The sequence below is a fragment of the Rhodococcus sp. ARP2 genome (genome assembly GCF_001029585.1).
In the GTDB taxonomy this organism is placed as follows: domain Bacteria; phylum Actinomycetota; class Actinomycetes; order Mycobacteriales; family Mycobacteriaceae; genus Rhodococcus_F; species Rhodococcus_F erythropolis.
Map to the genome: position 1 here is coordinate 59,026 of NZ_LEKE01000022.1, position 22,582 is coordinate 81,607.

Genomic DNA, 22,582 nt, shown 5'->3' on the forward strand with positions numbered 1-22,582 from the left:
ACTCTCGTAGGCAAGCGAGAAACTGCGGTAGGCCGGGACACGCCCGTTTCGATCCTAGAAATACCTGCTGCGACGGACGTGACTGTCCGTGCAGACTTCTGGGCTCACGGTGCACAAATTCTGGTTGAGCGTCCACATCCCGGGGTATCAAGGCTGCATGGCTTTGCTCCTGGATACTTCCGTGCTGGAGCCTGACCAACGCACGGACGCCTTCGTCGACGCGATGGGACGCGCATCGGTTCCCTGTGCGATCCACTTGGAGGATCCGGCGGGCGTGAGCGCCCGGATGAACGTGTGGAATCTGGGCGCAGCATCACTGTTCCGCTCCGAGTCGACGGGGATGCGATTGACCAGAACACCGCGGCACGTGCGATCAGCGTCGATGCCGGTTCTCGCGATTGCCCTGCAGGAGAGCGGAATCGGCCATCTAGATCAGCACGATGAGCAACGCAGAGTCCCGGCCGGTGAACTACTCATGACGGACCTGACGTCGACCTACGATTTTTCCTGGACGGTAACGGGCGCTTCCCAGTGCCTCTACGTTCCGATGGATCGGCTGGGACTACCGATCGACTCCATCCGTGACGCTGCCACGCGACCTCACCACAGCAACCTGTACCCCTTGATGATCGCGCACGTTCGTGAATTGTTCCGCAGCGCAGATCAGTTGGAGACCGATCCTGCCGCCGAACAATTGGGCGAGGCCTCGATCGAACTGGCGCGCGCTTTGGTCGCTTCGATCACGCATGCAAATCCCGACGCCTCCGCTCCGAGATCGGCACTCACGTTGACATCGGTCCGCCGATACATCCGCGAACACCTTCACGATCCGGCGCTGCATCCTGCACGAATTGCCCACGCCCACAGCATCTCACTGCGTCAGCTGTACAAGATCTGTTCGGACAACGAATTCCGGCTCGAGCAGTGGATCATCACCCAGCGCCTGCAGAAGGCTCGGGACGAACTGGCTCGACCCGCTACCGTCGACCTGCCGATCGCCACCATTGCGCGCCGTGCGGGATTTGTCGACGCCGGACACTTCAGCCGACGCTTTCGACAGGCCTACGGGCTGAGCCCGACTCGTTGGCGTCAGCTCCGCGATTGCAGCAACGCCACAACGTCTGACTGACCACGGCTTTCGGCATTGTCCAATGCGGTCTTTCCCGACGCATCCCGGATCGAGGGATCTGCCCCGGCGTCGAGAAGCTGAGTGATCACGTCGACGTAGCGCGCCGAGCCGTCGCCGTACACAACGGCCTCGAGAAGCGCCGTCCACCCCGGATCATTGACGTGATTGACCGGTACCCCGGCAGCAATCAGCATCCGGACGGTCTCGACATGCGCGTGTTCACTCGCGGGAATCAGAGCCGTACCGCCGTAACGGTTCACGCTGTCGACATCCGCGCCATGGCTGAGCGTCAGTGCCAGAATCTCGTTCAATCCCTCGGCTCCGGAATACAGGAAGGCCGAATCCTGCATGGAATCCTTCGCATTCACGTCAGCTCCGGCAAGAATCAACGTAGAAGCCGCAGCGACGGCGTTGTTCTTGGTGGCCTCGACGAGTGGAGTCCGTTCGCCCTCGCCGCGCGCTTCGATGTTCGCGCCGGCAGTCAGGGCAGCGGTAACAGCTGCGGGATCATTGCGGTCCACAGCATCGAAGAGCGTGCGTTCGGATTCCGGCGTCGACGATGGCTTTACACCCGCAGGTGGTACAGCTGCCGTTGTTGTCGCTGACGCCGCGGTTGTCGGCGTCAGCGCGGTGTCGGACGAACTGCAACCCGCCAACGCTCCGGTCACTGATACCGCGAAGATTGCGCAGGCGAGGACAGACCTGCGCGGCCGCGCCGTCACAGCGAATCACTTTCTTGGACAAGTGTTTCGAGCGTCATCCTGACGGCGTCCAGGTGTTCGGCCATCGCCCTGGAGGCGTGGTCGTAACTCCCGGATGCAATTCCTTCGACTATTCGTTCGTGTTCCTCGTTCGACTTTTCCTGGCGACCGGCAACAAGATTGAGTGTCTCGGATTGCCTTGTCAGCGCTTCACGGATATCGACGATTACCGACTCGAAGACACGATTCCTACTGGCTTTTGCAATCAGTCCGTGAAATTGGGCGTCGAGTGCAACCCATACGAGCGGATCGTCCTCGTCACGCATCTGCTGTACCAGTCCGCGGAGTGCCGCCAGTTCCTCCGCGGTGTGCCGTTGCGCAGCCCATCCTGCGGCCGGAATTTCGACATGAGGCCGTGCTTCGACCAATTCGTTGGCCGCATAGCTGCCGAAATCGAGGTCTCGCGCTATCGAATCACTGACGACGAACGTGCCGAGCCCGGATTTTGTCTCGGTGAGCCCGAGAGCGTGGCACGAGCGCAGGGCTTCGCGGATAACCGATCGACTGACCCCGTGCCTTTCGGCCAGGGACGCTTCGGACGGGAGACGCTCTCCGACTGCCAGATCGCCGGAGGCTATTGCGGCACGAAGGTCTGCGAGGACTGCCTCGGCAGCACTCACCCGCGCGGCGACTGGTCGCCTGGTGGCCCAGCTGTCTGACAGGTTCATGCCGTCATTGTTGCGACTGCCGAAGTCCCGCGTCAAACATCGCACCTGGTGACGGGTTGACGTGCAGGAGTGAGCGAGGTAACAATTAGACCTGTCAGACAGCCTGATAGCCCGATAGCTGGGCGGGTCGACTACTTGTCCGTCAGCGCTGCGATCCCGAAATACACCCACCGCGCAGAGTGATGCTCGCGCGAAGAGACACGAGGAATTGATCAAGTGCTCGAAACGCGAACAGAACACGATCTGCTCGGCGATCGCGAAGTTCCAGCCGATTCGTACTGGGGAATCCACACCTTGCGCGCGATGGAGAACTTCCCGATCACTGGTCGAACAATTTCCACGAACCCGCATCTGATCCGCGGCATCGCTTACGTCAAATGGGCCGCAGCCAGCGCAAACGAGAAGCTGGGCATCCTCGACGGCCCGCGAGCCGAGGCCATCTCACAGGCATGCAAGGAAATCGTGGACGGCCGGTGGCACGAACAGTTCGTAGTGGACGTCATCCAGGGTGGTGCCGGAACTTCGACGAACATGAATGCCAACGAGGTAATCGCCAATCGCGCATTGGAAATCCTCGGCCACCAGCGCGGCGACTACGAACGACTTCACCCCAATGAGCACGTGAACCTGAGCCAATCGACCAACGACGTCTACCCCACGGCCGTCAACATCTCGACGATCTTCGCTATCGAGGACCTGCTGGATGCACTTCGTGTACTCCAGAATGCGTTCACGACCAAATCTCTCGAGTTCGCCGACACAGTGAAGATGGGACGCACCCAACTGCAGGACGCCGTGCCGATGACTCTGGGTCAGGAGTTCGGCACCTACGCGGTCATGATCGAGGAGGATCGAGCGCGCCTGGCTGAGGCTGCTCTTCTCGTTCACGAGATCAACCTCGGCGCCACTGCTATCGGCACCGGTCTCAACGCACCTGCCGGCTACGCCGAGGTGGCCTGTTCCGACCTGGGCGCACTAACCGGGCTGCCGCTGGTGTTGGCAACGGATCTGGTCGAAGCGACCCAAGACGTGGGCCAGTTCGTCCACCTCTCCGGCGTACTCAAGCGGGTCGCTGTGAAGTTGTCCAAGGTGTGCAACGATCTTCGGCTGCTCTCTTCTGGTCCGCGAGCCGGATTGAACGAGATCAATCTGCCGCCGGTGCAGGCAGGTTCGTCGATCATGCCGGGCAAGGTCAATCCGGTAATTCCCGAGGTCCTCAATCAGGTCGCGTACGAAGTCATCGGCAATGACGTGACGATTACGATGGCTGCGGAATCCGGGCAACTCCAACTCAACGCTTTCGAGCCGATCATCGTGCACTCACTGTCCGAAGGAATGCGACACCTCGGTGCGGCTTGCCGCATTCTGGCGGACCGGTGCGTACTCGGTATCACGGCCAACACCGAACTGTTGCGCGCGCGAGTCGAAGACTCCATCGGCCTCGTCACCGCGCTCAACCCCTACATCGGATATACCGCGTCCACCCGGATTGCCCAGGAGGCGTTGATTTCCGGGCGTCGCGTCGCCGATCTCGTGATCGAAGCGGGCCTGCTCGACCGCGAGGAACTCGATCGGTTGCTCAGCCCCGAACATCTCGCCAATCTCCGCGTTGCGGGCGAGAAGCCTCATGCTACCGCCGTTGTGGAGGAGGTTTGATGACCGTCGAACGGGAAGAGACACCCCACGCCGAGGTTGCCGCTGAAGAGGATCTCGGATATCAGAAGGCGCTCGGCCCCAGACAGATTCAGATGATCGCGATCGGTGGTGCGATCGGAACAGGCCTTTTCATGGGGGCGGGAGGGCGACTCCAACAGGCGGGCCCGGCCTTGGTTCTCGTGTACGCGTTGTGCGGGTTCTTCGCGTTCCTGATCCTGAGGGCACTCGGCGAACTGGTGATGCACCGCCCGACTTCGGGATCCTTCGTTTCCTACGCACGCGAATTCTTCGGCGAGAAGATGGCTTTCGCCGCGGGTTGGCTGTACTGGATGAACTGGGCAATGACTGCCGTGGTCGATGTCACGGCTGTGGCGTTGTACATGAACTTCTTCAAGAAGTACTGGGCGCCACTGGGGCACATCGATCAGTGGATGTTCGCTCTGATCGCGGTGGTGTTGGTTCTCGGACTGAATCTGGTGTCCGTGAAGGTCTTCGGAGAGCTGGAGTTCTGGTTCGCGTTGATCAAGGTCGTTGCGTTGACCGCGTTCCTCGGGTTCGGTGTCTATTTCGTACTCTTCGGCACGCCCATCGAAGGGCATTCCTCCGGATTCAGCCTGATCACCGACAATGGTGGGCTGTTCCCCAACGGAATACTGCCGGCAGTCGTGGTGATTCAAGGCGTCGTGTTCGCTTACGCTTCAATTGAACTCGTGGGAACCACGGCCGGAGAGACCGAAAATCCACGGAAGGTGATACCCAAGGCAATCAACACAGTGATCATTCGGATCCTCGTCTTCTACGTGGGATCGGTACTACTGCTCTCGCTGTTGCTCCCGTACACGGAGTACCACGCCGGTGAAAGTCCATTCGTCACATTCTTCGGTTCGATCAACATCCAAGGCGCGGATGCGATCATGAATCTGGTCGTTCTCACGGCAGCCTTGTCTTCCCTCAACGCCGGATTGTATTCGACCGGACGAATACTCCATTCGATGGCGATGGCAGGCTCGGCGCCTGCCTTCGCTGCCAAAATGAACAAAGCCGGAGTGCCGTACGGGGGAATCGCACTCACCGGCGTGGTCATCCTGTTCGGCGTCGGGCTCAATGCTGTTGTCCCAGCGCAAGCCTTCGAAATAGTCCTCAATCTTGCAGCCCTCGGCATCATCAGTGCGTGGGCAGTCATAGTGTTGTGCCAGTTGAAGCTCTGGCAACTTGCGAAACAAGGCAAAGTCACCCGCCCTCCCTTCCGCATATTCGGCGCACCGTACACCGGGATCGCGACACTGGTCTTTCTTGCGGTCGTTATCGTATTGATGGCATTCGACAACCCTGTTGGAACATGGACCGTCGGCTCCATCGCGATCATCGCACCGCTGTTGATGATTGGTTGGTACGGCGCCAGGAATCGCATTCGCGAGTTGGCCATCCATCGCCCCACAGCTTGACGTGAAAGGACCTCAGTGCCGAAAGTCGCAGTCGTCACCACTGGTGGCACCATCGCCAGCACCCGAGATGCGCACGGAATCAGTCGGCCCGCAATCACCGGTGCAGATCTGCTCGGCAATGAGCAGACCGACATCGATCTTCGAGTCGTGGACGTGATGTCGAAGGACAGCTCGAGCATGACCTTCGCGGACATGGATCGTGTTCGCGACGCCGTAGCCGACGAATTGAAGGATCCTGGACTCGACGCGGTGGTCGTGCTTCACGGCACCGACACGATGGAGGAAACTGCGTTCTTGTTGGACCTGCACCACGACGACCGACGTCCGGTGGTCTTCACCGGGGCGCAGCGCACTTTCGACCATCCCGAGTCCGACGCTCGTTCGAATCTGGCCGCGGCGATCGCGGCCGGACTCGACATCTCGTCGCGGGGACGTGGTGTCCTCATCGCCTTCGGCGGTTCGGTCCACCCGGCCGCAGGTACGCGAAAGGCCGACACGACGGCACTTGATGCCTTCCGCTCCTTGCCCATCGATCCGGCACTGCTGCACACTCCCGAACCATTGCCGTGGCATCCCATTTCGAACACCCGCGTCGACATCATCGCCGTGTATCCCGGGGCAGACCGCGTACAGATCGACGCTTGCGTGAGCGCCGGGGCAAATGGACTTGTTCTCGACGGACTCGGTTCGGGAAATGCCAATCCGACGATCGTCGAGGCCGTCCGAGACTGCGTAGGCGCTCACATTCCGGTGGTCGTGACAACTCGTGTGCCCTCGGGGCCAATCTCCCCGGTTTACGGTGGTGGTGGCGGCGGCCACGACTTGATCGCCGCAGGCGCTGTATTTTCCACCGATCTTCGGGCCGGGCAGGCACGTGTACTTCTGGCGGCCTTGTTGTCAGATCCGGATCTCGTGGGCCTGGAAAAGGCATTCGACCGATATTCGAGGTTTGCTCGCACCCCGCCGTTCAGGCGGTAGCACTGGCGACGCCGTTCGTAGTTCGAACGCACCCCTCGCCAAATCAGGGACTTTGGTCCGAATCTTTTGATTTGGACGCTTAACAAGTGTCCGAATTGGGTAGTTTCACATCATCTAACTCGTTACGTATGTCGATCCAGCGGTCACGTCCAGTGCAGCCAGTCGAACAGGAGTCGGATGAGCAGCCCATTTCGTGATGCCGCTGCAGTGACGCTCGACGCGTCTCACCGCGTCGGGCACACTCACGCGTCGGACGCGCCTGTCAGCGGGCGCTTTCACCCACCCTCTGCAATCAAGGGACTGGTTCCACGTCCCCGGTTGCACCAGAAACTCACCGCGTCCACCACTACCGAGGGCTCGGGGCCCGGGTCCGTCGGGCTGCTTTCTGCACCGGCCGGAGCGGGAAAGACCCTGCTGCTGGCGAATTGGGCTCGTGAGTATTCGCGGGCGTCCCCTGACGTGGACCTCGCCTGGCTGACGTTGGCCGAGCGCGACAACAACGTGTCGGTGCTGTGCGAATCCCTCGCCGAGGCCATCTCGACGCCTCTCGACCCGGCCGGTCGCGCGCCCACCGGGCAAGGGTTCCCGGCACAGGCGGGATCGAGACGACCCGTCGAACAGTGGCTCGCGCACTTCGCGGAAACCGTCGAAGCTCACGATCGCCGAACGACGCTGATCCTCGACGATGTGCACACACTTCACGATCCGATGTCGATCGGTCTTCTCGACCAGATACTCACGCACACGCCGGACAATCTGTCGATCATCGTCGCTGCTCGATACGAACCTCCGCTCACCTGGCATCGTCTCGCGCTCGATGGCCGACTCACTCGCTTCGCATCCACCGATCTCGCCTTCGACCGCACCGAGATCACTGCGATGTTCGGCGAATACGACATCACCCTCGGCGACGACGAGCTCGCAATCGTCGAGAACTTCACCAAGGGGTGGGGCGCTGTTGTTCGCCTGACCGCAGCGTTCCTGGCAGGCCGGAGCGACATCGGTGATGCATTGAACGAGTTCACCCATACGCCGCGCCCGATCGCCGACTTCCTCGTCGACGAGGTCCTGACATCCTTGCCCGAGCATGTCACGACATTCATGTTGCGGACATCCGTCGTCGATTCGTTCTCTGCTCAACTCGCAGAAACGCTGACCGATTCGAATGCTCGGTCCGAGATCGACGCTCTGATTCAATACAACTTCCCCGTGACGCGGACCGACTCCGCCGACCACACCACGTGGTTCAGCTACCACCCCCTTCTCCTCGAACACCTCCGCGCGGAGTTCCGCCGGGTCGATCACGAGGAGAGAAATCGCGCGCACCTTCGAGCAGCAACCTGGTTCGAGAGTCATCACTTCGAACTCGAGGCGCTCGAACTCGAGGTGTCGATCGGCGACCCGTGCCGCATCCTCGCTTTTCTCGAGCGCTGCGGACTGGGCCTCGTACTCGACGGGCACAGCGGAGACGTCGTCCGAGTGCTCGAATCCGCGCCGACGCAGGTCTCCGAATCTCCGATCACCCGCCTGGTCCTGGCTGCGGCCGCCCTCCATTCCGGTGACATGACCTCTGCGACAACGTGCCTCGACCTTCTCGAGGCAACTCATCCGCCTATTGCGGACGAGCCACTGTTCCTGGCGATGAGTCTGGAAATCTCCTGCGCTTCGCCAACTTCCGACAACAAACCATTGGTTTCGCGCCTGGTGCGGCGCCAGAACAGCACTCACTCGGATGTCGAAGCCTACGCTCACCTCGAGGTAGCGACGGCCCTCCTACTCAAACGCGAGTTCGACAGGGCAACTGTCGAATACACCCAGGCGGTCGCGCTCGGAACACTACGAGGCAGGTCGCGATTCGTACTGAAGGCACTGACCGGGCTAGGATTTGTCGCCTCACTCAGCGGGGACATCGAGGCGATGAGGGCACACTCCACCTACGCCATCGACTACGCGGTCGAACACCGAATCACAACGACGGCGGAGTACGAGTTGTCCGCGTCCGTGGTGGCCTTCGCTGCATATCTCTGCGCCACCAGCGAACTTCCGTACCGCATACCGACTATCGGAAACTACCGGAGCACAGATGTTCTCGGCGCCAGCGTCCCGGCATTCGGGTGGCACACCGTCGTCACGTTCGGGCTCCACAGTCTCGGCGACGCGGCCGATCGACGGTCGACCGCTGCCGACGTCCGCGATGCGATGCTCAGCGCGATCGCACTGCGCACCTTCTCATTGGCGACTCTTGCCCTACTCCCACCGGTCGTGAACGCATGCCTGTCGGTCGGCGAAGTGGAATGGGCGGGCCGACTCGTGCGCGATGCGGCTGATCAGTTCGGCGAGACTTCCGAGATACACCTGGCGCGAGCTGCCGTGGCTTTCTCGTCCAACAAGTTCGCAGAAGCACTCGTCGAGGTTTCCGAAGCCCTCGGATCCACCGAAGAGCCTGTGCTCGCCCACACCGTCTACGCCTGGACACTCGAGGCTGGGATCCACGCTGCCACCGGTCACGAGCGCAAGTCGTTTCGTTCGCTGCACAAAGCCCTGCGAGCCGCAGAAACCGGTGGGCTGTTGCGACCTTTCCTCGACTACGGCGCGTCACTGCGTCCGATCTTCGACGAGTTCAGTGGGCACTTCGGCGATCAGGAGGCTTTTGCCGAACAGGTACGCAACCGCATTCGTCCACAAGAGCTGGTGAGTGCACCGATCCTCACACCGGGCGAATACACCGTGCTGCGCGAACTGGCCTCGGGAGACACCACCGAGTCGATCGCCGACACGCTGTTCCTGTCCGTCAACACCATCAAGACGCATCTACGCGGGATCTATCGGAAGTTGGAAGTAAGTAACCGACGCGACGCACTCAAGGCTGCGCGTCGCGGCGGACTCATCTGAGCAAGACTGCTTCCATGCCCCCGAAGTTGTACTCCGATACGCGCGATCGAATGACCGTCTGGGCGAGACGCACGCCGAGCCGACGGTTGGCTACCGACGCGACGATCGACGTCTTCGAAGTCGGACTCGTCGACAGCGCCATGACTTTGGCAGCCCAGGCGTTCACGTCCTTGCTGCCGGTGATGATCGCAGCGTCCACCCTGGAAAAGCTGAAGCCCTTGGCCGATGTCGCCAGAGACGACCTCGGGGTGCAGCTTCCCGACGCCGTGATGACCGACACCTCCACTGCGGCCGCGTTCGGCATTGTCGGCCTGCTCATGCTGTTGATCAGTTCCACGTCCTACGCTCGCGCCCTTGGCCGGATGTACGGACGAATCTGGAGTGTGCCGACAGCGACACTTCGCCAGGCATGGCGGTGGATCGCGGTCGTGTTCGTCGTCGCCGCGTCAGTGGTCGGTGCTGCGCTGTGCCGCGAACTGAATGCCGTTCCGAGAGTGGGCAGTCTCCTGGAATTTGTTGCGGTCTACGCAGTGTGGGCACTGGTCTGGACTGCCGTGCCCATGCTGTTGACCGCCAATCGCATGACCACTCGTATGTGTGTCGGGTCCGGCTTGCTCACTGCGACGGGTCTGACCGGACTGCACGTGGCCGGCACTCTTTTCCTGCCGCGGATGACCAAGACGTCTCAGGACGAGTTCGGCCTTCTCGGCGTGATGTTCACCGTGATCGGGTGGCTGTTCATCTTCTCTGCCATCGTGGTGGTCGCGTCGTCGATCGTCGGATCGGTCGCAAAAGACGCGGGACCACTGGGAATCTGGCTGCGGACGTCACGCTGAAGTGTTGTCCCGGCCCTCGAGTGCCTGCGAGACGGTCGGATAGACGTCGACCTTCAGCGCACCCTCGTCGGCCCCGGACAAGACATCGCGGAACTGCCCGATGTCGCGGGCCACCCGGAAGCTCACATTCTTGCGAGCCAACGAATCTCGAAGCTGAGCCAACATCTGGGCCGCGCTGACGTCGATGAACGGTGAAGTCTCGGCGTCGAGAATGACCGTCGTGGTCCCGGTGGTCACCATGCCGGTGATCTGATCACGCACGTGATCGGCATTCGCGAAGAAGAGTCCGGATTCGACCCTGACCACCACGACGCCGTCGAGTGTCCTCAGATCAGGATGGCTGCTGGTGTCGACCCAGCGCGTGCCGTCCTTGGCCAGAGCGGCCACGTGCGGTTTGGAGACTCGATACAGGAGCAGCAGCATCGAGACGACAATTCCGATGATCAGACCGGGCAAGGTATCGAACAGGAGAACTCCGAACATCGCCGCGACAGCGGCGGCGAAATCGGCCCGAGCGGCGTGCCCGTAGATGCTGCCCAATCGCTTCGTCCAGACCCGGTACAGCGCTGCGAGAGAAGAGAAATCCACTAGTTCGATCACTGCGGCGATGACCACCGCCGATAGCGTCGCTTCCGGTAGTTTCTCGAACAACCCAGTCAGGAACAGCAGTGTCAGCAGCGTCAATGCGGCGACCACCAACCCGCTGACCTGTGATTTGGCACCCGCTCCCCCGTTGACAGCCGTCTTCGAGAGGCTGCCGTTGACCACCATTCCCGAGCAGATGCCCGATCCGAGATTGGCGGCCCCCAGTCCTACCAGTTCCCGATTGGCGTCGATCGTGTATCCGGCCTTCGCCGCGTATGTCTTTGCAGCGCCGAGACCTTCGGCGAACCCGATGAGTAGAACACCGACGGCCGGCCCCACTAGGTCGAGGTAGTCCTCGGCTCCTACTCCACTCGGCAGGCCCATAGTCGGCAAGCCCGAATCGATGTGTCCCACGATGTCGATGCCACGGTCGTCGAGTCCGAACAGCGCCACTGCGGTAATCCCCAGTAGCACAACCAGAAGCGAACCTGGCACCAGCGGGAGCCATCGCTTGACTCCCAGAACCATTGCCAAGCTGAGCAATCCGATGACCACCGTCGGACCGTCGACCTCGCCAAGTTCCTTGATCACCGTCCACGCCTGGACGAAGAAGTTCCCCTCGCCCTTGTCCACGCCCAGGAGTTTGGGTACTTGACCGATGATGATCGTGAGCGCCAAACCGACTATGAATCCCTTGAGAACCGGCTCGGAGATGAAGGATGCGATGAATCCGAGGCGCATGAATCCTGCGAGCAATCCGACGAGTCCGGTCACTATCGCGAGCCCGACCGACAACGCGACAAATCTGGTGTCGTCTCCCGACGACAGTGGAGCGATCATCGCCGCGGACAACGCGGCAGTGGCCGACATCGGTCCGACGATCAGATGCCGCGAACTACCAGCTGCTGCATACAGAATCAGTGACGGAACTGCAGCGTAGAGCCCGACCACCGGCGGAACTCCGGCGATGGTGGCGTACGCGAGCGCTTCCGGGACAAGGACAGCCCACACCGTGAGGCCGGCGATGATGTCTGGTCGAAGCCAGCCTCGCTGATAGTCGGACAGTGATCCGAAGACCCACCACGTCCGTGTGTGCGGAGCACTCATAGCCCTTGCACCCCTTTACTGATCTGCATCGCCGCGATCAGGACGAGGAGCCCGACGTTCAGCAAGTGCGTGTTGGTGGCTATCCAGGTGCGGATCTTCTGCAGCGGTTCGGTGGCCTCCTCCTTCTTGATCAGGAGAAGGGCGACCGGCACGGCGACCGAGGTCACGGACACGAGAGAAAAAATCACGGCCGAGACGATCTGCGACGTCGGCGCCACGGTGCTGAGGCGAAAGTTCATGGCAGCGGCAATCGCACAGGACATGTCGATGGGATTGAGAACGAACAGCGCGAACCCGAGCACACCCGATCGCATCGGCTGGAAGTGTTCTACCGACTGGAGCATTTTCGGCAGTTGAGGGGCCGCCGCGACAACGTCTCCCGGAGCCACTGCAGCCGCCATCGCCTGTACTCCGCGCCGACTACGCGTGTAGACGAACCAGGCACCCGCGAGCAACGTCACGCCGAGAACGAGGTGGAGGATGGGCACCCACAGGGGTGGGTGTGTTCTCTGATGAACTTGGAGTGCGGTCAAGATGATGTACGACCCGGCCAGGGCGACAACTATTCCGAGATACCACCCGATCAGATACGCGATGCTGTTGAGACGCGCTCGTTCGGAAAAGAGCACGGCGACAACGGCGACAACCGCCAGCGGGCTCATGATGATACCGAGTGCCAGCGGGATCTGTTGCAGTAGCAGCGATCCCATAACTACCTCCCGTTGTCAGAGACCGCCGATGCCCTTACCGATGAGAACAACACCGATAACCAGGATCAACACACTCATCACAGTGGCGTTGTTGTCCTGCAACCACACCTTCAGCTTGGCCAGCGGACCGCGCAGTCGCTCCGCTGCAACGAGGTAACCGATCACGGGCACGCACACTGTCGAGGCAGCGATGATGGTGAAAACCAGAACCGCGACGACTACTTCGCCGGAGCCCAATGACGCAGAGCCGATCGAGATTCCAGCCGCGATACACATCATCAGATTCTTCGGATTGATCGCTGCCAGCGCGAAGCCCAAGCCGAGGCCCTTGGCAGCGGTCATGTCGTCGATGGCTTGCATCCACTTCGGGGTTTCATGCTCGCCACCGCGCCCACGCCATTGCTTCACTCCGAACGCAAGCAGCAACACACCCAACGCCAGCTTGATCCACGACACCGTCGCAGAGGGATCGCCTTCGGAGTCGCCGAGCTTGCTGGACAGGAGCACGAAGATCACAGTGGCGACAACTATTCCGAGTATCCAGCCCAGGGCGAATCCGACGCTGGTGCTACCGGCTCGCTTGGACAACAACATCAAGATCGCCGCGATGATCGGGATGGGCGATACCGCAACACCGACCGCTAAGGGTAGAAGATCCCCGATGACAGATCCCATGCCGACCTCTTCTCTCTCCCGGTCGACACTAGGGGTGACGTTCCTTCGCAGCCTCACACAAAAGGGATGAACGGAGCCGCGATGACATTCACCCGTTGGGGATGACGCCTCGGGAGCGTGTGGGAGCAAGACTGGATCTCACGGATACGGAGTCCTGGATCGAGCGGCGACGCCGATTGCCCCTGACGACACGTGATTTCGAGGCTCGACGCGGTACTGACCGAACCTCATGGCCCTACGAAATGGAGCGGACACTGATGAATGCTCCCACTCGGTATCAATTCCTCATCGACGGCGAAGTGTCGGACCGCGTCAAAGCGGCGTTTCCCGAACTCAGCGTTGCCAGTGCAGCCGGCGGATTCACCAGTTTGTACGGGCCCGTCGCGGATCACACTGCTATGCGAAGCATCATGGCCCGCCTCGATTCCCTCGGCTTGACCGTAGCCGAACTACGAAGGCTCCCAGACTGATCCGAGCCGACTGATCCGAGCCGGCCCTCCGTCGGATCGTCCCCCGCGCACGAGCGATGGTCCCGACCGAGTCGATTCGGTCGGGACCAACTGCTCTCGAGTTGTTCGGCGCCTAGACTCTGTCTGTGTCCCAGGTCGCGACGGCCCAGATCACAACGACGTCGAGCGCGATGACCAGGATCGACCACAGCGGGTAGTACGGCATCCACAAGAAGTTGGCGATGATCGAGAGCGACGCAATGACTATCGCCGCCGCCCTGGCCCACACTGCACCGGTGAAGAGGCCGAGAGCCACCACGATTCCGATGATGCCCAAGATGATGTGGATCCAGCCCCACGTCGTGATGTCGAACTTGTACGTGTAGTTGATACCCACGACAAACAGATTGTTGTCGGCGACCGCCGCAATGCCCTGAAGCAGAGCGACAATGCCTGCGGTGAGCAGCAGAATTGCTGCTGCAAACGTCGTACCTACCGCGAAACCCTGCCGGACAGGGTGATTCGCGGGTTCCCGCGGTGGAGCAGTCATCAGCGTTCCTTTCGACAGAATGCACTTCCCATACTCAGTCTCGAGGGGCTGGGAAGCGAAAACATCACCCGTCGCGGATGAACCGCAGGTCACCGACCCGTACCCGCTTGCCGGCATCGCAAACCAACATTGGCAGACTGGCACTGTGCAACACACCGTGGTCGTGATCACCGATATCTACGCTCCACCGGCAGTGATCTTCGATCTCGAACTCGACATGGACGAACACTCCGCCTCGCTCCACGCAACAGATGAGGTGGCAGTCACGAGTACGGGTAGATCGACGCTGGGAGAGGGCGACGAGGTGTCGTTCACTGCTCGGCATTTCGGGTGGAGATTCTCGATGACAAGCCGAATCACGCAGTACAACCGTCCGTACTCGTTCACAGACGAGCAGGTCCGCGGCCCGTTTGCCGCGATGCAACACGAGCACGTCTTCGACGATCAGCCGGGTGGGTGGACGCGGATGCATGACCGCTTCACGGTTACGGCCCCTTTCGGCGTGCTCGGACACCTGGCACTGAGGTTGGCTGTCGGCCCGTATCTGCGCCGTCTTCTCGAGCAACGCGCCGCGCACATCAAGACCCGCGCAGAAGGTGGCACCCCTTTCATCGAGTGAGCACCCTCTCCGACGCGCTGCAGACGGTGTTCACTCAATTGAACCTGTGCTCACTCAGCAGCAGTCACACTCGTCACCGCTCTCGGGCACCGTCACAACCGGGCAGCACGGATCACCCTTCCACGCGTTGATGCCTTCCTTCACTGCGATGACGGCGATCACCAGTGCCGCAATCGGGTCCGCCCACGACCAGCCGAGCACCGAGTTGAGCAGCAAACCGACCAGCAAGACCGCAGAAAGGTAGGTGCAGAGCAGCGTCTGCTTCGAATCCGCGACCGCCGAAAGCGAACCCAACTCCCTACCTGCTCGGCGTTGCGCATAGGACAGGGCCGGCATGATCGCCAAACTCACTGCAGCCAATACTATTCCGACGCTCGTGTGCTGCGCTTCACCCAGACCGAACAGCGACCGAATCGCGTCGAACGAGACGTACGCAGCGAGCCCGAAGAACGAGAATGCGATCACTCGCAGTGCTGTCTTCTCACGGCTCGTCGGATCCGGAGCCGAGAACTGCCAGGCAACCGCTGCCGCCGAGGACACTTCGATCACCGAATCGAGGCCGAAACCGAACAGTGCTGCGGACGACACCCGAGTGCCCTCCGCCAGCGCGATGATCGCTTCGACGACGTTGTAGCTGATCGTGATCGCCACGAAGATGCGAATTCGTCTCGACAAGAGCGCACGCCGGGCAGTCGAGAGGCCGCCACCGTCAACGGGCGCAACCATCAGCAGCATCCTTCTGATTCACTGTCCGGGCAGTACGACGGATCCACCGCGAGTACGACCCCGAGCAGGTCGTCGAGGGCCTGACCGATATGTGCGTCGGCGAGTTCGTATCTGGTCCGGCGCCCTTCCGGGACGGCCACTACCAAGCCACAACCGCGCAGACAAGCCAGATGATTGGACAGCTTCTGCCTGGTTACAGCCAGTGTTTCAGCGAGGTCGGACGGATACCGAGGGGCGGTTTTCAGTTCGAGCAGTATCCGTGTCCGAGTCTCGTCGGACAAGGCATGCCCGAACCTCGCAAGCACCGCCACGTTGGTCACCACATCTACGCCCTCGATATCCATACATACGACAGTACATCGAAATCTGTATTCAGAAAACAGTGAACTCAGATGGTTCAAGATCCCTCCATCGGGTAACGCAAGCGTGAAGCCACCCGACCGGATAAGCGAACACCGGGAGTCCACATCCGATGAACCGTACAAAAGTCGACGATCACGTAGCGATGGCCGAACTACCGACAACCGGCAGCATCTTCCAGGTCTCCTGGCCGGTGCGTACGGGCGACATCCACACCGACAAGCAACTGCGCCTCGACGCGATCGCGCGCTACCTCCAAGACGCGGGCTTCGACAATCTCGTCGACCGCGGCGCCATGGATACACACCCGCTGTGGATGGTGCGAAGGACGGTGATCGACGTACTCGAACCCGTCGTCTGGCCGAATCGAGTTCATCTGCAGCGCTGGTGTTCCGGACTCTCCAGCAAGTGGTGTTCGATGCGGGTTCGGATCAGGTCCGACAGCGGTGGATTGATCGAGACCGAGGCATTCTGGATCAACATCGACCCGAAAACCGGAATGCCGGCAACCATCAGTGAAAAGTTCACCGCTGCCCTGGCATCGACGGCCGTGGACGAGCATCTTCACTGGCGTCGGTGGATCGACCCCGACACCGACAATCAGGTGGATTCTCCATTCCCGTTGCGCTCGAGCGATTTCGACCCTTTCGATCACGTGAACAACGCGATCTACTGGCAACCCGTGGAAGATGCACTGCCCGAAAAATTACGAAGCGAACCCTTTCGCGCGATCCTCGAGTACACCCAGCCCATCAAGAGAGGTGAGCAGGTGAGCGTGCGAACCGGCACGAACACGCTGCACATCGACGCCGGCGGCGAGGCACGTGCATCCGCTCGATGGTTTGCCCTGACCTCGAACCACAGCGATCAGGGGTGAAGTTTTCCGAACCCCACGACGGCGGAGTCGGATTGCCAGTGAAGATCATGGACTCGCACCTTGCCGAACTCGTTGCCGCCGACCGTGATCGCCGAGTCACCGTCCACTGCCACAACGATGTTGGTGTGCTGACCTACCCATCTCGAACTGTCGTAGATCACCACATCACCCACGCTCGGGATGTACCCGCTGCCGTTCTCGGCGTACGCGCCGATCCCCTGGTAGTACTCCTGCAAGGTGTACACCCCCGGGATACGCCAGCTTCCGGAGTTCGGGTTCGACAACGGTCTACCCGCTTCCCTCATGATCCAGCTGACAAAATCGGCGCACCATTCTTCGTCGATACCGTCGGAATAGAAAGTGCCCGGACGGTCCCGCTCGTGCTCGGATTGCAGCAGTTCGAGCACTCGAGCCTGGTCCGCAGTCACCGAACTGGCGTCGACCGTCGGGAACTCGGCAGTGTCCCAGGGCAGATACCGCGAAGGCGCGACCGCGACGACAACCGCCCCGACCACGATCACGACGCCGAGCACCCCGGCAATCCAGAGCAAGATACGGCGGCGACGGTTGGGTTCGGCAGGACTCACCCTTACGAGTGTGCCAGCCTGCCGAGAATCGAAACGCCAACCACCCCGATGACCTGGCACTTCTCATCAAACTCACACGAATGTGCCACCAAACTATTGCTATGGCACCAAAGTGGTGCCATAGTGATGCCATGGACTTGACACCGTACGTAGACAACCTTCGCCACGAACTCGCGGTGGCGGCCGAAGCAGGCGGAGAAGACGCAAAGGCCCTCGCCGATCGTTTGACCGCACCGCTGGAATCAGCAGTGCGACTCACCCTTCTCGACGCATTGTCTGCGGCAGCCGCCGAGATCACGCGTGACCTCGCCCCAGGCTCGGTGGACCTGCGCCTACGGGGACGCGAACCCGAATTCGTGGTGGCACCAGCCATCAGCGAACCGGCTCCGGCCCCCGCCGAAGAGGAACCGACTCCGGCTCCGCGCCCCGTCACGGAGTCCGACGACGCCTCGATGACTCGAATCAACCTGAGGCTGGGGCAAGACCTCAAAGACCGGATCGAGGCGGCGGCCAAGGAAGCCGGGATCTCCGTGAACGCGTGGCTGGTTCGCTCGGCTGCAACTGCGCTGGAAGGCGGCATGAGCAGAAGCACTCCGAGACAGCGCACGTCCCAAGGCTCCGAAAGCTTCAGCGGCTGGGTGCACTGACACCGGCTTCACCTTTCGCTCGACCCTCTATCACCAACCGAGACAACCTCATCGGGAGTATCACCATGCCTACATTCAGCACACCTGACCCCATCACCTTGAACTTCGACGTGGCAGTCGGACACATCCGGATCGCTGCGAGCAGCCGCAACGACACTGTCGTGGAAGTGTTGCCCAGCAACTCGTCTCGCGAGGTAGACGTTCGAGTCGCCGAACAAACGCGCGTCGAATTCGCAGGTGGCCGGCTACAGATCAAGACTCCGAAACAGCGCGGACTCGGCATTTTCGGGAAGACAGGATCTGTCGACATTGCCGTTCAGCTTCCCTCCGGCTCGGAACTCGAAGGCACTGCAGCAGTTGCCAGCCTTCGCGCCGAAGGCACTCTCGGACGCTCACGCGTGAAGGTCTCGGCCGGTGATTGCACACTGGACACCACCGGACCGCTCAACGTCAGCACCGGCGCCGGAGCGATCATCGTCGAGCATGTGGCCGGTGACATCGACACGAGCACCGGGTCCGGAAGCATCCGCATCGGCCGCGTCGACGGCAACGCGGAGGTCAAGAATTCCAACGGCGACATCAACATCGGCACGATCACCGGCGCGCTGAAGGCGAAGACCGCCAACGGAAGCGTCGCCGTCGAACACGCCGAATCCGACGCGAGCGCCGCAACCGCCAACGGCGACATCCGTTTCGAGACCATCGAGAGTGGAGTCGTATCCGCCAAGACGGCCGCCGGGCGAATCCATATCGGCGTTCGATCCGGAACCGCCGCACGATTCGACGCTCATACGTCCTTCGGCCGTGTCGACAACCAGATGAATGCCACGCACGGTCCGGCTTCCACCGAACGCCGGGTAGACGTCCGGGCACAAACCAGCTACGGCGACATCGTCATTCGACGTTCGGAGCCCCGAGAAGAATCCAACAAGAAGATCTAGCGAAAGGAACGCTGATGTCCCGTAAACCAGCCATCACCGCGACGGGTCTGAAGAAGGCCTACGACGACAAGACGGTACTGGACGGAATCGACATCTCCGTCGACCGCGGAACCGTCTTTGCACTGCTCGGCCCCAACGGCGCCGGCAAGACCACCATCGTGGAAATCCTCTCGACCCTCGTTCCCACAGACGGCGGCGACATCCGCATCGCCGGGTACAACCCTTCCGACGATCCTGACGCGGTACGGTCGCGCATCGGTGTCACCGGACAATTCTCAGCCGTAGACGACTACCTGTCCGGCGAGGAAAACCTTCTCCTCATGGCCGATCTTCACCGCCTCGGCAAGGACGAACGCCGCGCTCGCACTGACGAACTCCTGGAGAAGTTCGATCTGCAGGGCTCCGCGGACAAACTCGCGTCGACGTACTCGGGCGGAATGCGCCGACGGCTCGACCTGGCAATGACGTTGATCGGACGACCGGAGATCATCTTCCTGGACGAGCCCACCACCGGCCTCGATCCCCGGAGTCGACGCACCATGTGGCAGATCATCCGGGAGTTGGTCAAGGGCGGTGTCACCATCTTCCTCACGACGCAGTACCTCGAGGAAGCCGATCAACTGGCCGACCACATCGCCGTCCTCGATCAGGGACGGATAGTCGCCCAAGGTACGGCAGCGGAACTCAAACGACGCATCCCCGGCGGCCACATTCGTCTTCACTTCATCGATCGAGACCAACTCGACTCTGCTGCTGCTGTTTTCGACGAGTCTACCCGTGACGATGCCGCGTATGTTCTGCAGGTTCCCAGCGACGGCGGTGTCCGCTCGCTGCGCTCTCTTCTCGACCAACTCGACGCTCACTCGATCGACGTCAAGGAACTCTCCGTGCACACACCGGACCTGGACGACGTGTTCCTGACTCTGACCGCCACCGAAAGGACCGACGCGCGATGACCACCATGACGCTTGCCTATCAGGACTCGAAAACCATGCTGCGCCGCAGCATTCGACACATCCTTCGATATCCGTCGATGACGGTGATGCTTGTCGGGATGCCAGTCGTCTTCCTACTGCTGTTCGTCTACGTGCTCGGCGGAACGCTCGGGAACGGCCTCGGCCCAGGCGGTGGCGGCCGAGCCGAGTATGTCAATTACGTTGCACCGGCGATAATTCTGATGACTGTGGCATCAGCGGCACAAGGTACTGCCATCTCCGTCGCAACCGATATGACCGCGGGGATCATTGCACGATTCCGCACGATGGCGATCACGCGCACGTCCGTCCTGACCGGTCACGTTCTCGGCAGTCTCCTTCAGACGATCGTGAGCCTCGTTGTAGTCATCGCCGTGGCGATAGCCGTCGGCTTCCGGCCTACTGCAGGCTTCGTGGAGTGGATCGCCGCGTTTGCTCTACTCATCCTGGTCTCCATCGCGATGATCTGGTTGTCCGTTGCCTTCGGCCTCGTCAGCAAGAGCGTCGAGACGGCCAGTAATCTTCCAATGGTGTTGATCCTCTTACCTTTCCTGGGAAGCGGATTTGTCCCCACCGACTCGATGCCGACCGTGTTGCGATGGTTTGCCGAGTATCAGCCGTTCACTCCGATCATCGAGACTCTTCGAGGACTTCTTCTCGGCGAAGCGATCGGGAACAACGCCATACTCGCGATCGGATGGTGCGTCGCAATCACCTTCCTCTCCTACCTCTGGGCGCGGAGTTTGTTCAATCGACGCCCGGTGCGCTGACCTCGAAACACACGATCTTCGAGAACAGGTACGGTGTCGCTGTCGTCGAGTTCCGAGGCGATGGCGACGTCGTGTGGAAACCCCATGACGATCAACTCGCGTCCTGAGGCACAGTCCCGCAGGCGGTCCTCGTACGAATCCGACACCGCTGTCCAGGCATCCGCCGCCATCTGTGCCTCGGGCGACAGGGAACCTTCCCAACCAGCCGCGGTCAACGCCGTGACAACCCCGCCGGCGCCCCACAGATCCTCCACTGCAGGACGCAACTCTCCACCGGGCCACTTCTCCCCGGATGCGACTATCGCAACCCGCGATCCCGGACCATGTTCGTACACAATCCAATCAGCGACGGCGGAAGCGTTCCTCAATGAAGCGCCGACACACACCGCAACCTCGGACGCCAACGCAAACGCGATGGTCGACCCGTTCGGCGACGGCAGTACCAGCCGACTCGGCACCTCGGCATCGCGAATCGTCTTGGGAGACAGACTGATCTGTCCCTCCCTGGCCACACTTCGTCGTACTGCAAGAACCGCATCGGCATCACGCGCGTAATCGACCGCCCTCTCGTCGTTCCAGGAAAAGGGAAGTACGTCGATTCCCGCATCGGCGGCGACGCTCAGCGTCGTCGTGAACGAGAGAACGTCTACCACCACTGCCACATCGACGCCGACAGCAATTGCTTCGGCGCCGCGCAGGCCCCAGTCGAATCGAAGTCCGTACTCGAGTTGGCGATGCTCCGGATTCATCGCGCCAGCATCTCAGAAACGAATCAGCTTGTCCGGCACGCACAAATCCTCGTGCTCGTACAGCCCTCGCACGGCAACTGGATCGTCGCCGGCGCACACCTCGGCGATATCGTCGAGCAGTAGGTCGTAGTCGGCGCCGGTCTTTCCGTCGTAGGCGTCCGTCATACGACCCCACTCGTCCCACGGCAGGGTTTCGACCTTGTTCATCGCGGCAAGATCCTTCACTGCGTTGCCTCGGATCTCGGCAGGCCCCCAGTTCTGGGTGCCGTACACCCCGAACTGGGACCCGTCGATCTCGCCGCGTCGATACGCCAGCCACGCCTCACCACCACTGAGGAATTCTCCCGGCTGCAGGTTATGAGCGCGAGGAAGGACGTTCTGTCCGAGGATCTCCGAATCGATGCGGATCCACCGCTTGCCGGCGTCGTCCCAGTACTCGGTGATCCAGTGGTCCACGCCCTGTCCCGGTTGAAAGTAGGTGGCAAAACCACAACGGACGCGAGCGGCAATTCCACGGTGGCGCAGAAACGCACAACTCAAAACAGCAAAGTGCCGACAGGTTCCGACGAGCCGCTTGTCGGGTTCTCGGGCGGAGGTCACCGGTGCCGGATCGAGCGCAAGCAAGCGTTGGAGCAGAACGCTTGCCGGCCGGATCTGGTTTTCGTCGAATCGGTCGGTGGGCAGATTCAGCGACCGCGCATCGGTGGGTTGGACCACCAGGTACGGCACTACCCGGCATATTTGCACGGGGTCGGTGGGGAGCGACTCGAGGGCGAGCGGGTCCACTCCGTCGATGCGGGTGAACGGTCCTGCTGATGTGTAGTCGAGAACCGCCGTCATGGGCGGAGACTAACAAACACTGCCGACACTGCCGCTCCACTATGGTTAGGG

General features: G+C 61.2%; 24 protein-coding genes. 13 read left to right on the plus strand and 11 right to left on the minus strand.

Features of this window, described 5'->3' with window-relative positions:
* The first annotated feature begins 157 nt into the window (after positions 1 to 157).
* Positions 158 to 1,129 carry a helix-turn-helix domain-containing protein gene (locus ABX74_RS03610; RefSeq protein ID WP_021345916.1) on the plus strand — a complete coding sequence of 324 codons (972 nt, stop codon included), beginning with the start codon at positions 158 to 160 and terminating at the stop codon, positions 1,127 to 1,129.
* Here the strand turns inward: ABX74_RS03610 and ABX74_RS03615 are convergent.
* The gene (locus tag ABX74_RS03615; protein ID WP_021345917.1) at positions 1,090 to 1,851 is read right to left on the minus strand and encodes an ankyrin repeat domain-containing protein; all 762 of its coding nucleotides are present in this window, start codon (positions 1,849 to 1,851) and stop codon (positions 1,090 to 1,092) included. The two genes, ABX74_RS03610 and ABX74_RS03615, sit on opposite strands and share 40 nt — an antisense overlap.
* On the minus strand, positions 1,848 to 2,558 hold the full coding sequence (locus ABX74_RS03620; protein WP_021333372.1) for a FadR/GntR family transcriptional regulator: 711 nt from the start codon (positions 2,556 to 2,558) through the stop codon (positions 1,848 to 1,850). Before ABX74_RS03620 ends, ABX74_RS03615 begins: the two co-directional genes overlap by 4 nt.
* A 216-nt stretch (positions 2,559 to 2,774) precedes the next feature.
* On the opposite strand from ABX74_RS03620, the gene ABX74_RS03625 reads away from it, so the two are divergent.
* From ABX74_RS03625 to ABX74_RS03645, 5 genes are all read left to right on the plus strand, one after another.
* The gene (locus ABX74_RS03625; RefSeq protein ID WP_047888258.1) at positions 2,775 to 4,214 is read left to right on the plus strand and encodes an aspartate ammonia-lyase; all 1,440 of its coding nucleotides are present in this window, start codon (positions 2,775 to 2,777) and stop codon (positions 4,212 to 4,214) included.
* Positions 4,214 to 5,659: an amino acid permease gene (locus ABX74_RS03630; protein ID WP_019745846.1), complete on the plus strand. Its 1,446-nt coding sequence runs from the start codon at positions 4,214 to 4,216 to the stop codon at positions 5,657 to 5,659. Before ABX74_RS03625 ends, ABX74_RS03630 begins: the two co-directional genes overlap by 1 nt.
* Before the next feature lie 15 nt (positions 5,660 to 5,674).
* Complete coding sequence (locus tag ABX74_RS03635) at positions 5,675 to 6,637, plus strand: asparaginase (RefSeq protein WP_020909550.1); 963 nt, start codon at positions 5,675 to 5,677, stop codon at positions 6,635 to 6,637.
* A gap of 177 nt (positions 6,638 to 6,814) precedes the next feature.
* A complete protein-coding gene (locus ABX74_RS03640; protein WP_047888259.1) occupies positions 6,815 to 9,529 on the plus strand; it encodes a LuxR C-terminal-related transcriptional regulator in 2,715 nt (904 codons plus the stop codon).
* Positions 9,530 to 9,543: 14 nt separating this feature from the next.
* Positions 9,544 to 10,365 carry a hypothetical protein gene (locus ABX74_RS03645; protein ID WP_020909552.1) on the plus strand — a complete coding sequence of 274 codons (822 nt, stop codon included), beginning with the start codon at positions 9,544 to 9,546 and terminating at the stop codon, positions 10,363 to 10,365.
* Here the strand turns inward: ABX74_RS03645 and ABX74_RS03650 are convergent.
* From ABX74_RS03650 to ABX74_RS03660, 3 genes are read right to left on the minus strand one after another with little or no spacing between them, the layout of a single operon-like run.
* On the minus strand, positions 10,357 to 12,057 hold the full coding sequence (locus ABX74_RS03650; RefSeq protein WP_047888260.1) for a SulP family inorganic anion transporter: 1,701 nt from the start codon (positions 12,055 to 12,057) through the stop codon (positions 10,357 to 10,359). The two genes, ABX74_RS03645 and ABX74_RS03650, sit on opposite strands and share 9 nt — an antisense overlap.
* Positions 12,054 to 12,767 carry a GAP family protein gene (locus ABX74_RS03655; protein ID WP_019745851.1) on the minus strand — a complete coding sequence of 238 codons (714 nt, stop codon included), beginning with the start codon at positions 12,765 to 12,767 and terminating at the stop codon, positions 12,054 to 12,056. The genes ABX74_RS03650 and ABX74_RS03655 overlap by 4 nt, the downstream gene beginning before the upstream one ends.
* Positions 12,768 to 12,782: 15 nt before the next feature.
* Entirely contained in the window at positions 12,783 to 13,442 is a 660-nt protein-coding gene (locus tag ABX74_RS03660) for a GAP family protein (protein WP_019745852.1), read from the minus strand.
* Positions 13,443 to 13,699: 257 nt separating this feature from the next.
* On the opposite strand from ABX74_RS03660, the gene ABX74_RS03665 reads away from it, so the two are divergent.
* Complete coding sequence (locus ABX74_RS03665) at positions 13,700 to 13,912, plus strand: hypothetical protein (RefSeq protein WP_078377385.1); 213 nt, start codon at positions 13,700 to 13,702, stop codon at positions 13,910 to 13,912.
* A gap of 112 nt (positions 13,913 to 14,024) precedes the next feature.
* Here the strand turns inward: ABX74_RS03665 and ABX74_RS03670 are convergent, their stop codons facing one another.
* Positions 14,025 to 14,441, minus strand: coding sequence for a hypothetical protein (locus ABX74_RS03670; protein ID WP_020909554.1), 417 nt, complete (start codon positions 14,439 to 14,441; stop codon positions 14,025 to 14,027).
* A gap of 145 nt (positions 14,442 to 14,586) precedes the next feature.
* Here ABX74_RS03670 and ABX74_RS03675 point away from each other — a divergent pair, with 145 nt between their 5' ends.
* Positions 14,587 to 15,060, plus strand: a complete 474-nt coding sequence (locus tag ABX74_RS03675; protein ID WP_223257821.1) for an SRPBCC family protein — start codon at positions 14,587 to 14,589, stop codon at positions 15,058 to 15,060.
* A 54-nt stretch (positions 15,061 to 15,114) separates the two neighbouring features.
* Here the strand turns inward: ABX74_RS03675 and ABX74_RS03680 are convergent, their stop codons facing one another.
* On the minus strand, positions 15,115 to 15,795 hold the full coding sequence (locus ABX74_RS03680) for a cation transporter (protein ID WP_021333365.1): 681 nt from the start codon (positions 15,793 to 15,795) through the stop codon (positions 15,115 to 15,117).
* The gene (locus ABX74_RS03685; protein ID WP_003943224.1) at positions 15,786 to 16,130 is read right to left on the minus strand and encodes an ArsR/SmtB family transcription factor; all 345 of its coding nucleotides are present in this window, start codon (positions 16,128 to 16,130) and stop codon (positions 15,786 to 15,788) included. Before ABX74_RS03685 ends, ABX74_RS03680 begins: the two co-directional genes overlap by 10 nt.
* A 128-nt stretch (positions 16,131 to 16,258) precedes the next feature.
* Between ABX74_RS03685 and ABX74_RS03690 the strand changes: the two genes are divergently transcribed.
* Positions 16,259 to 17,023 carry an acyl-[acyl-carrier-protein] thioesterase gene (locus tag ABX74_RS03690; RefSeq protein ID WP_047888261.1) on the plus strand — a complete coding sequence of 255 codons (765 nt, stop codon included), beginning with the start codon at positions 16,259 to 16,261 and terminating at the stop codon, positions 17,021 to 17,023.
* Here the strand turns inward: ABX74_RS03690 and ABX74_RS03695 are convergent.
* Positions 17,014 to 17,610, minus strand: coding sequence for a CHAP domain-containing protein (locus ABX74_RS03695; protein ID WP_047888262.1), 597 nt, complete (start codon positions 17,608 to 17,610; stop codon positions 17,014 to 17,016). The genes ABX74_RS03690 and ABX74_RS03695 overlap by 10 nt on opposite strands.
* A 131-nt stretch (positions 17,611 to 17,741) precedes the next feature.
* Between ABX74_RS03695 and ABX74_RS03700 the strand changes: the two genes are divergently transcribed.
* From ABX74_RS03700 to ABX74_RS03715, 4 genes are all read left to right on the plus strand, one after another.
* Positions 17,742 to 18,257, plus strand: a complete 516-nt coding sequence (locus tag ABX74_RS03700) for a toxin-antitoxin system HicB family antitoxin (RefSeq protein ID WP_029256566.1) — start codon at positions 17,742 to 17,744, stop codon at positions 18,255 to 18,257.
* Positions 18,258 to 18,322: 65 nt separating this feature from the next.
* A complete protein-coding gene (locus ABX74_RS03705) occupies positions 18,323 to 19,198 on the plus strand; it encodes a DUF4097 family beta strand repeat-containing protein (protein ID WP_020909560.1) in 876 nt (291 codons plus the stop codon).
* Positions 19,199 to 19,212: 14 nt separating this feature from the next.
* A complete protein-coding gene (locus ABX74_RS03710; protein WP_047888263.1) occupies positions 19,213 to 20,154 on the plus strand; it encodes an ATP-binding cassette domain-containing protein in 942 nt (313 codons plus the stop codon).
* A complete protein-coding gene (locus ABX74_RS03715; protein WP_047888264.1) occupies positions 20,151 to 20,942 on the plus strand; it encodes an ABC transporter permease in 792 nt (263 codons plus the stop codon). The genes ABX74_RS03710 and ABX74_RS03715 overlap by 4 nt, the downstream gene beginning before the upstream one ends.
* Here ABX74_RS03715 and ABX74_RS03720 read toward each other — a convergent pair.
* Positions 20,897 to 21,691, minus strand: a complete 795-nt coding sequence (locus ABX74_RS03720) for a 2-phosphosulfolactate phosphatase (protein ID WP_047888265.1) — start codon at positions 21,689 to 21,691, stop codon at positions 20,897 to 20,899. The two genes, ABX74_RS03715 and ABX74_RS03720, sit on opposite strands and share 46 nt — an antisense overlap.
* 12 nt (positions 21,692 to 21,703) lie before the next feature.
* On the minus strand, positions 21,704 to 22,531 hold the full coding sequence (locus ABX74_RS03725) for a transglutaminase-like domain-containing protein (protein WP_047888266.1): 828 nt from the start codon (positions 22,529 to 22,531) through the stop codon (positions 21,704 to 21,706).
* Between the last annotated feature and the right edge of the window lie 51 nt (positions 22,532 to 22,582).

Coding starts and splice junctions, on each gene's coding strand:
- ABX74_RS03660 (WP_019745852.1), bottom strand. CDS start 13,442: ATGGGATCTGTCATCGGGGATCTTCTACCCTTAGCGGTCGGTGTTGCG.
- ABX74_RS03670 (WP_020909554.1), bottom strand. CDS start 14,441: ATGACTGCTCCACCGCGGGAACCCGCGAATCACCCTGTCCGGCAGGGT.
- ABX74_RS03655 (WP_019745851.1), bottom strand. CDS start 12,767: ATGGGATCGCTGCTACTGCAACAGATCCCGCTGGCACTCGGTATCATC.
- ABX74_RS03645 (WP_020909552.1), top strand. CDS start 9,544: ATGCCCCCGAAGTTGTACTCCGATACGCGCGATCGAATGACCGTCTGG.
- ABX74_RS03620 (WP_021333372.1), bottom strand. CDS start 2,558: ATGAACCTGTCAGACAGCTGGGCCACCAGGCGACCAGTCGCCGCGCGG.
- ABX74_RS03715 (WP_047888264.1), top strand. CDS start 20,151: ATGACCACCATGACGCTTGCCTATCAGGACTCGAAAACCATGCTGCGC.
- ABX74_RS03665 (WP_078377385.1), top strand. CDS start 13,700: ATGAATGCTCCCACTCGGTATCAATTCCTCATCGACGGCGAAGTGTCG.
- ABX74_RS03700 (WP_029256566.1), top strand. CDS start 17,742: ATGGACTTGACACCGTACGTAGACAACCTTCGCCACGAACTCGCGGTG.
- ABX74_RS03610 (WP_021345916.1), top strand. CDS start 158: ATGGCTTTGCTCCTGGATACTTCCGTGCTGGAGCCTGACCAACGCACG.
- ABX74_RS03720 (WP_047888265.1), bottom strand. CDS start 21,691: ATGAATCCGGAGCATCGCCAACTCGAGTACGGACTTCGATTCGACTGG.
- ABX74_RS03650 (WP_047888260.1), bottom strand. CDS start 12,057: ATGAGTGCTCCGCACACACGGACGTGGTGGGTCTTCGGATCACTGTCC.
- ABX74_RS03685 (WP_003943224.1), bottom strand. CDS start 16,130: ATGGATATCGAGGGCGTAGATGTGGTGACCAACGTGGCGGTGCTTGCG.
- ABX74_RS03640 (WP_047888259.1), top strand. CDS start 6,815: ATGAGCAGCCCATTTCGTGATGCCGCTGCAGTGACGCTCGACGCGTCT.
- ABX74_RS03725 (WP_047888266.1), bottom strand. CDS start 22,531: ATGACGGCGGTTCTCGACTACACATCAGCAGGACCGTTCACCCGCATC.
- ABX74_RS03630 (WP_019745846.1), top strand. CDS start 4,214: ATGACCGTCGAACGGGAAGAGACACCCCACGCCGAGGTTGCCGCTGAA.
- ABX74_RS03705 (WP_020909560.1), top strand. CDS start 18,323: ATGCCTACATTCAGCACACCTGACCCCATCACCTTGAACTTCGACGTG.
- ABX74_RS03680 (WP_021333365.1), bottom strand. CDS start 15,795: ATGCTGCTGATGGTTGCGCCCGTTGACGGTGGCGGCCTCTCGACTGCC.
- ABX74_RS03690 (WP_047888261.1), top strand. CDS start 16,259: ATGAACCGTACAAAAGTCGACGATCACGTAGCGATGGCCGAACTACCG.
- ABX74_RS03710 (WP_047888263.1), top strand. CDS start 19,213: ATGTCCCGTAAACCAGCCATCACCGCGACGGGTCTGAAGAAGGCCTAC.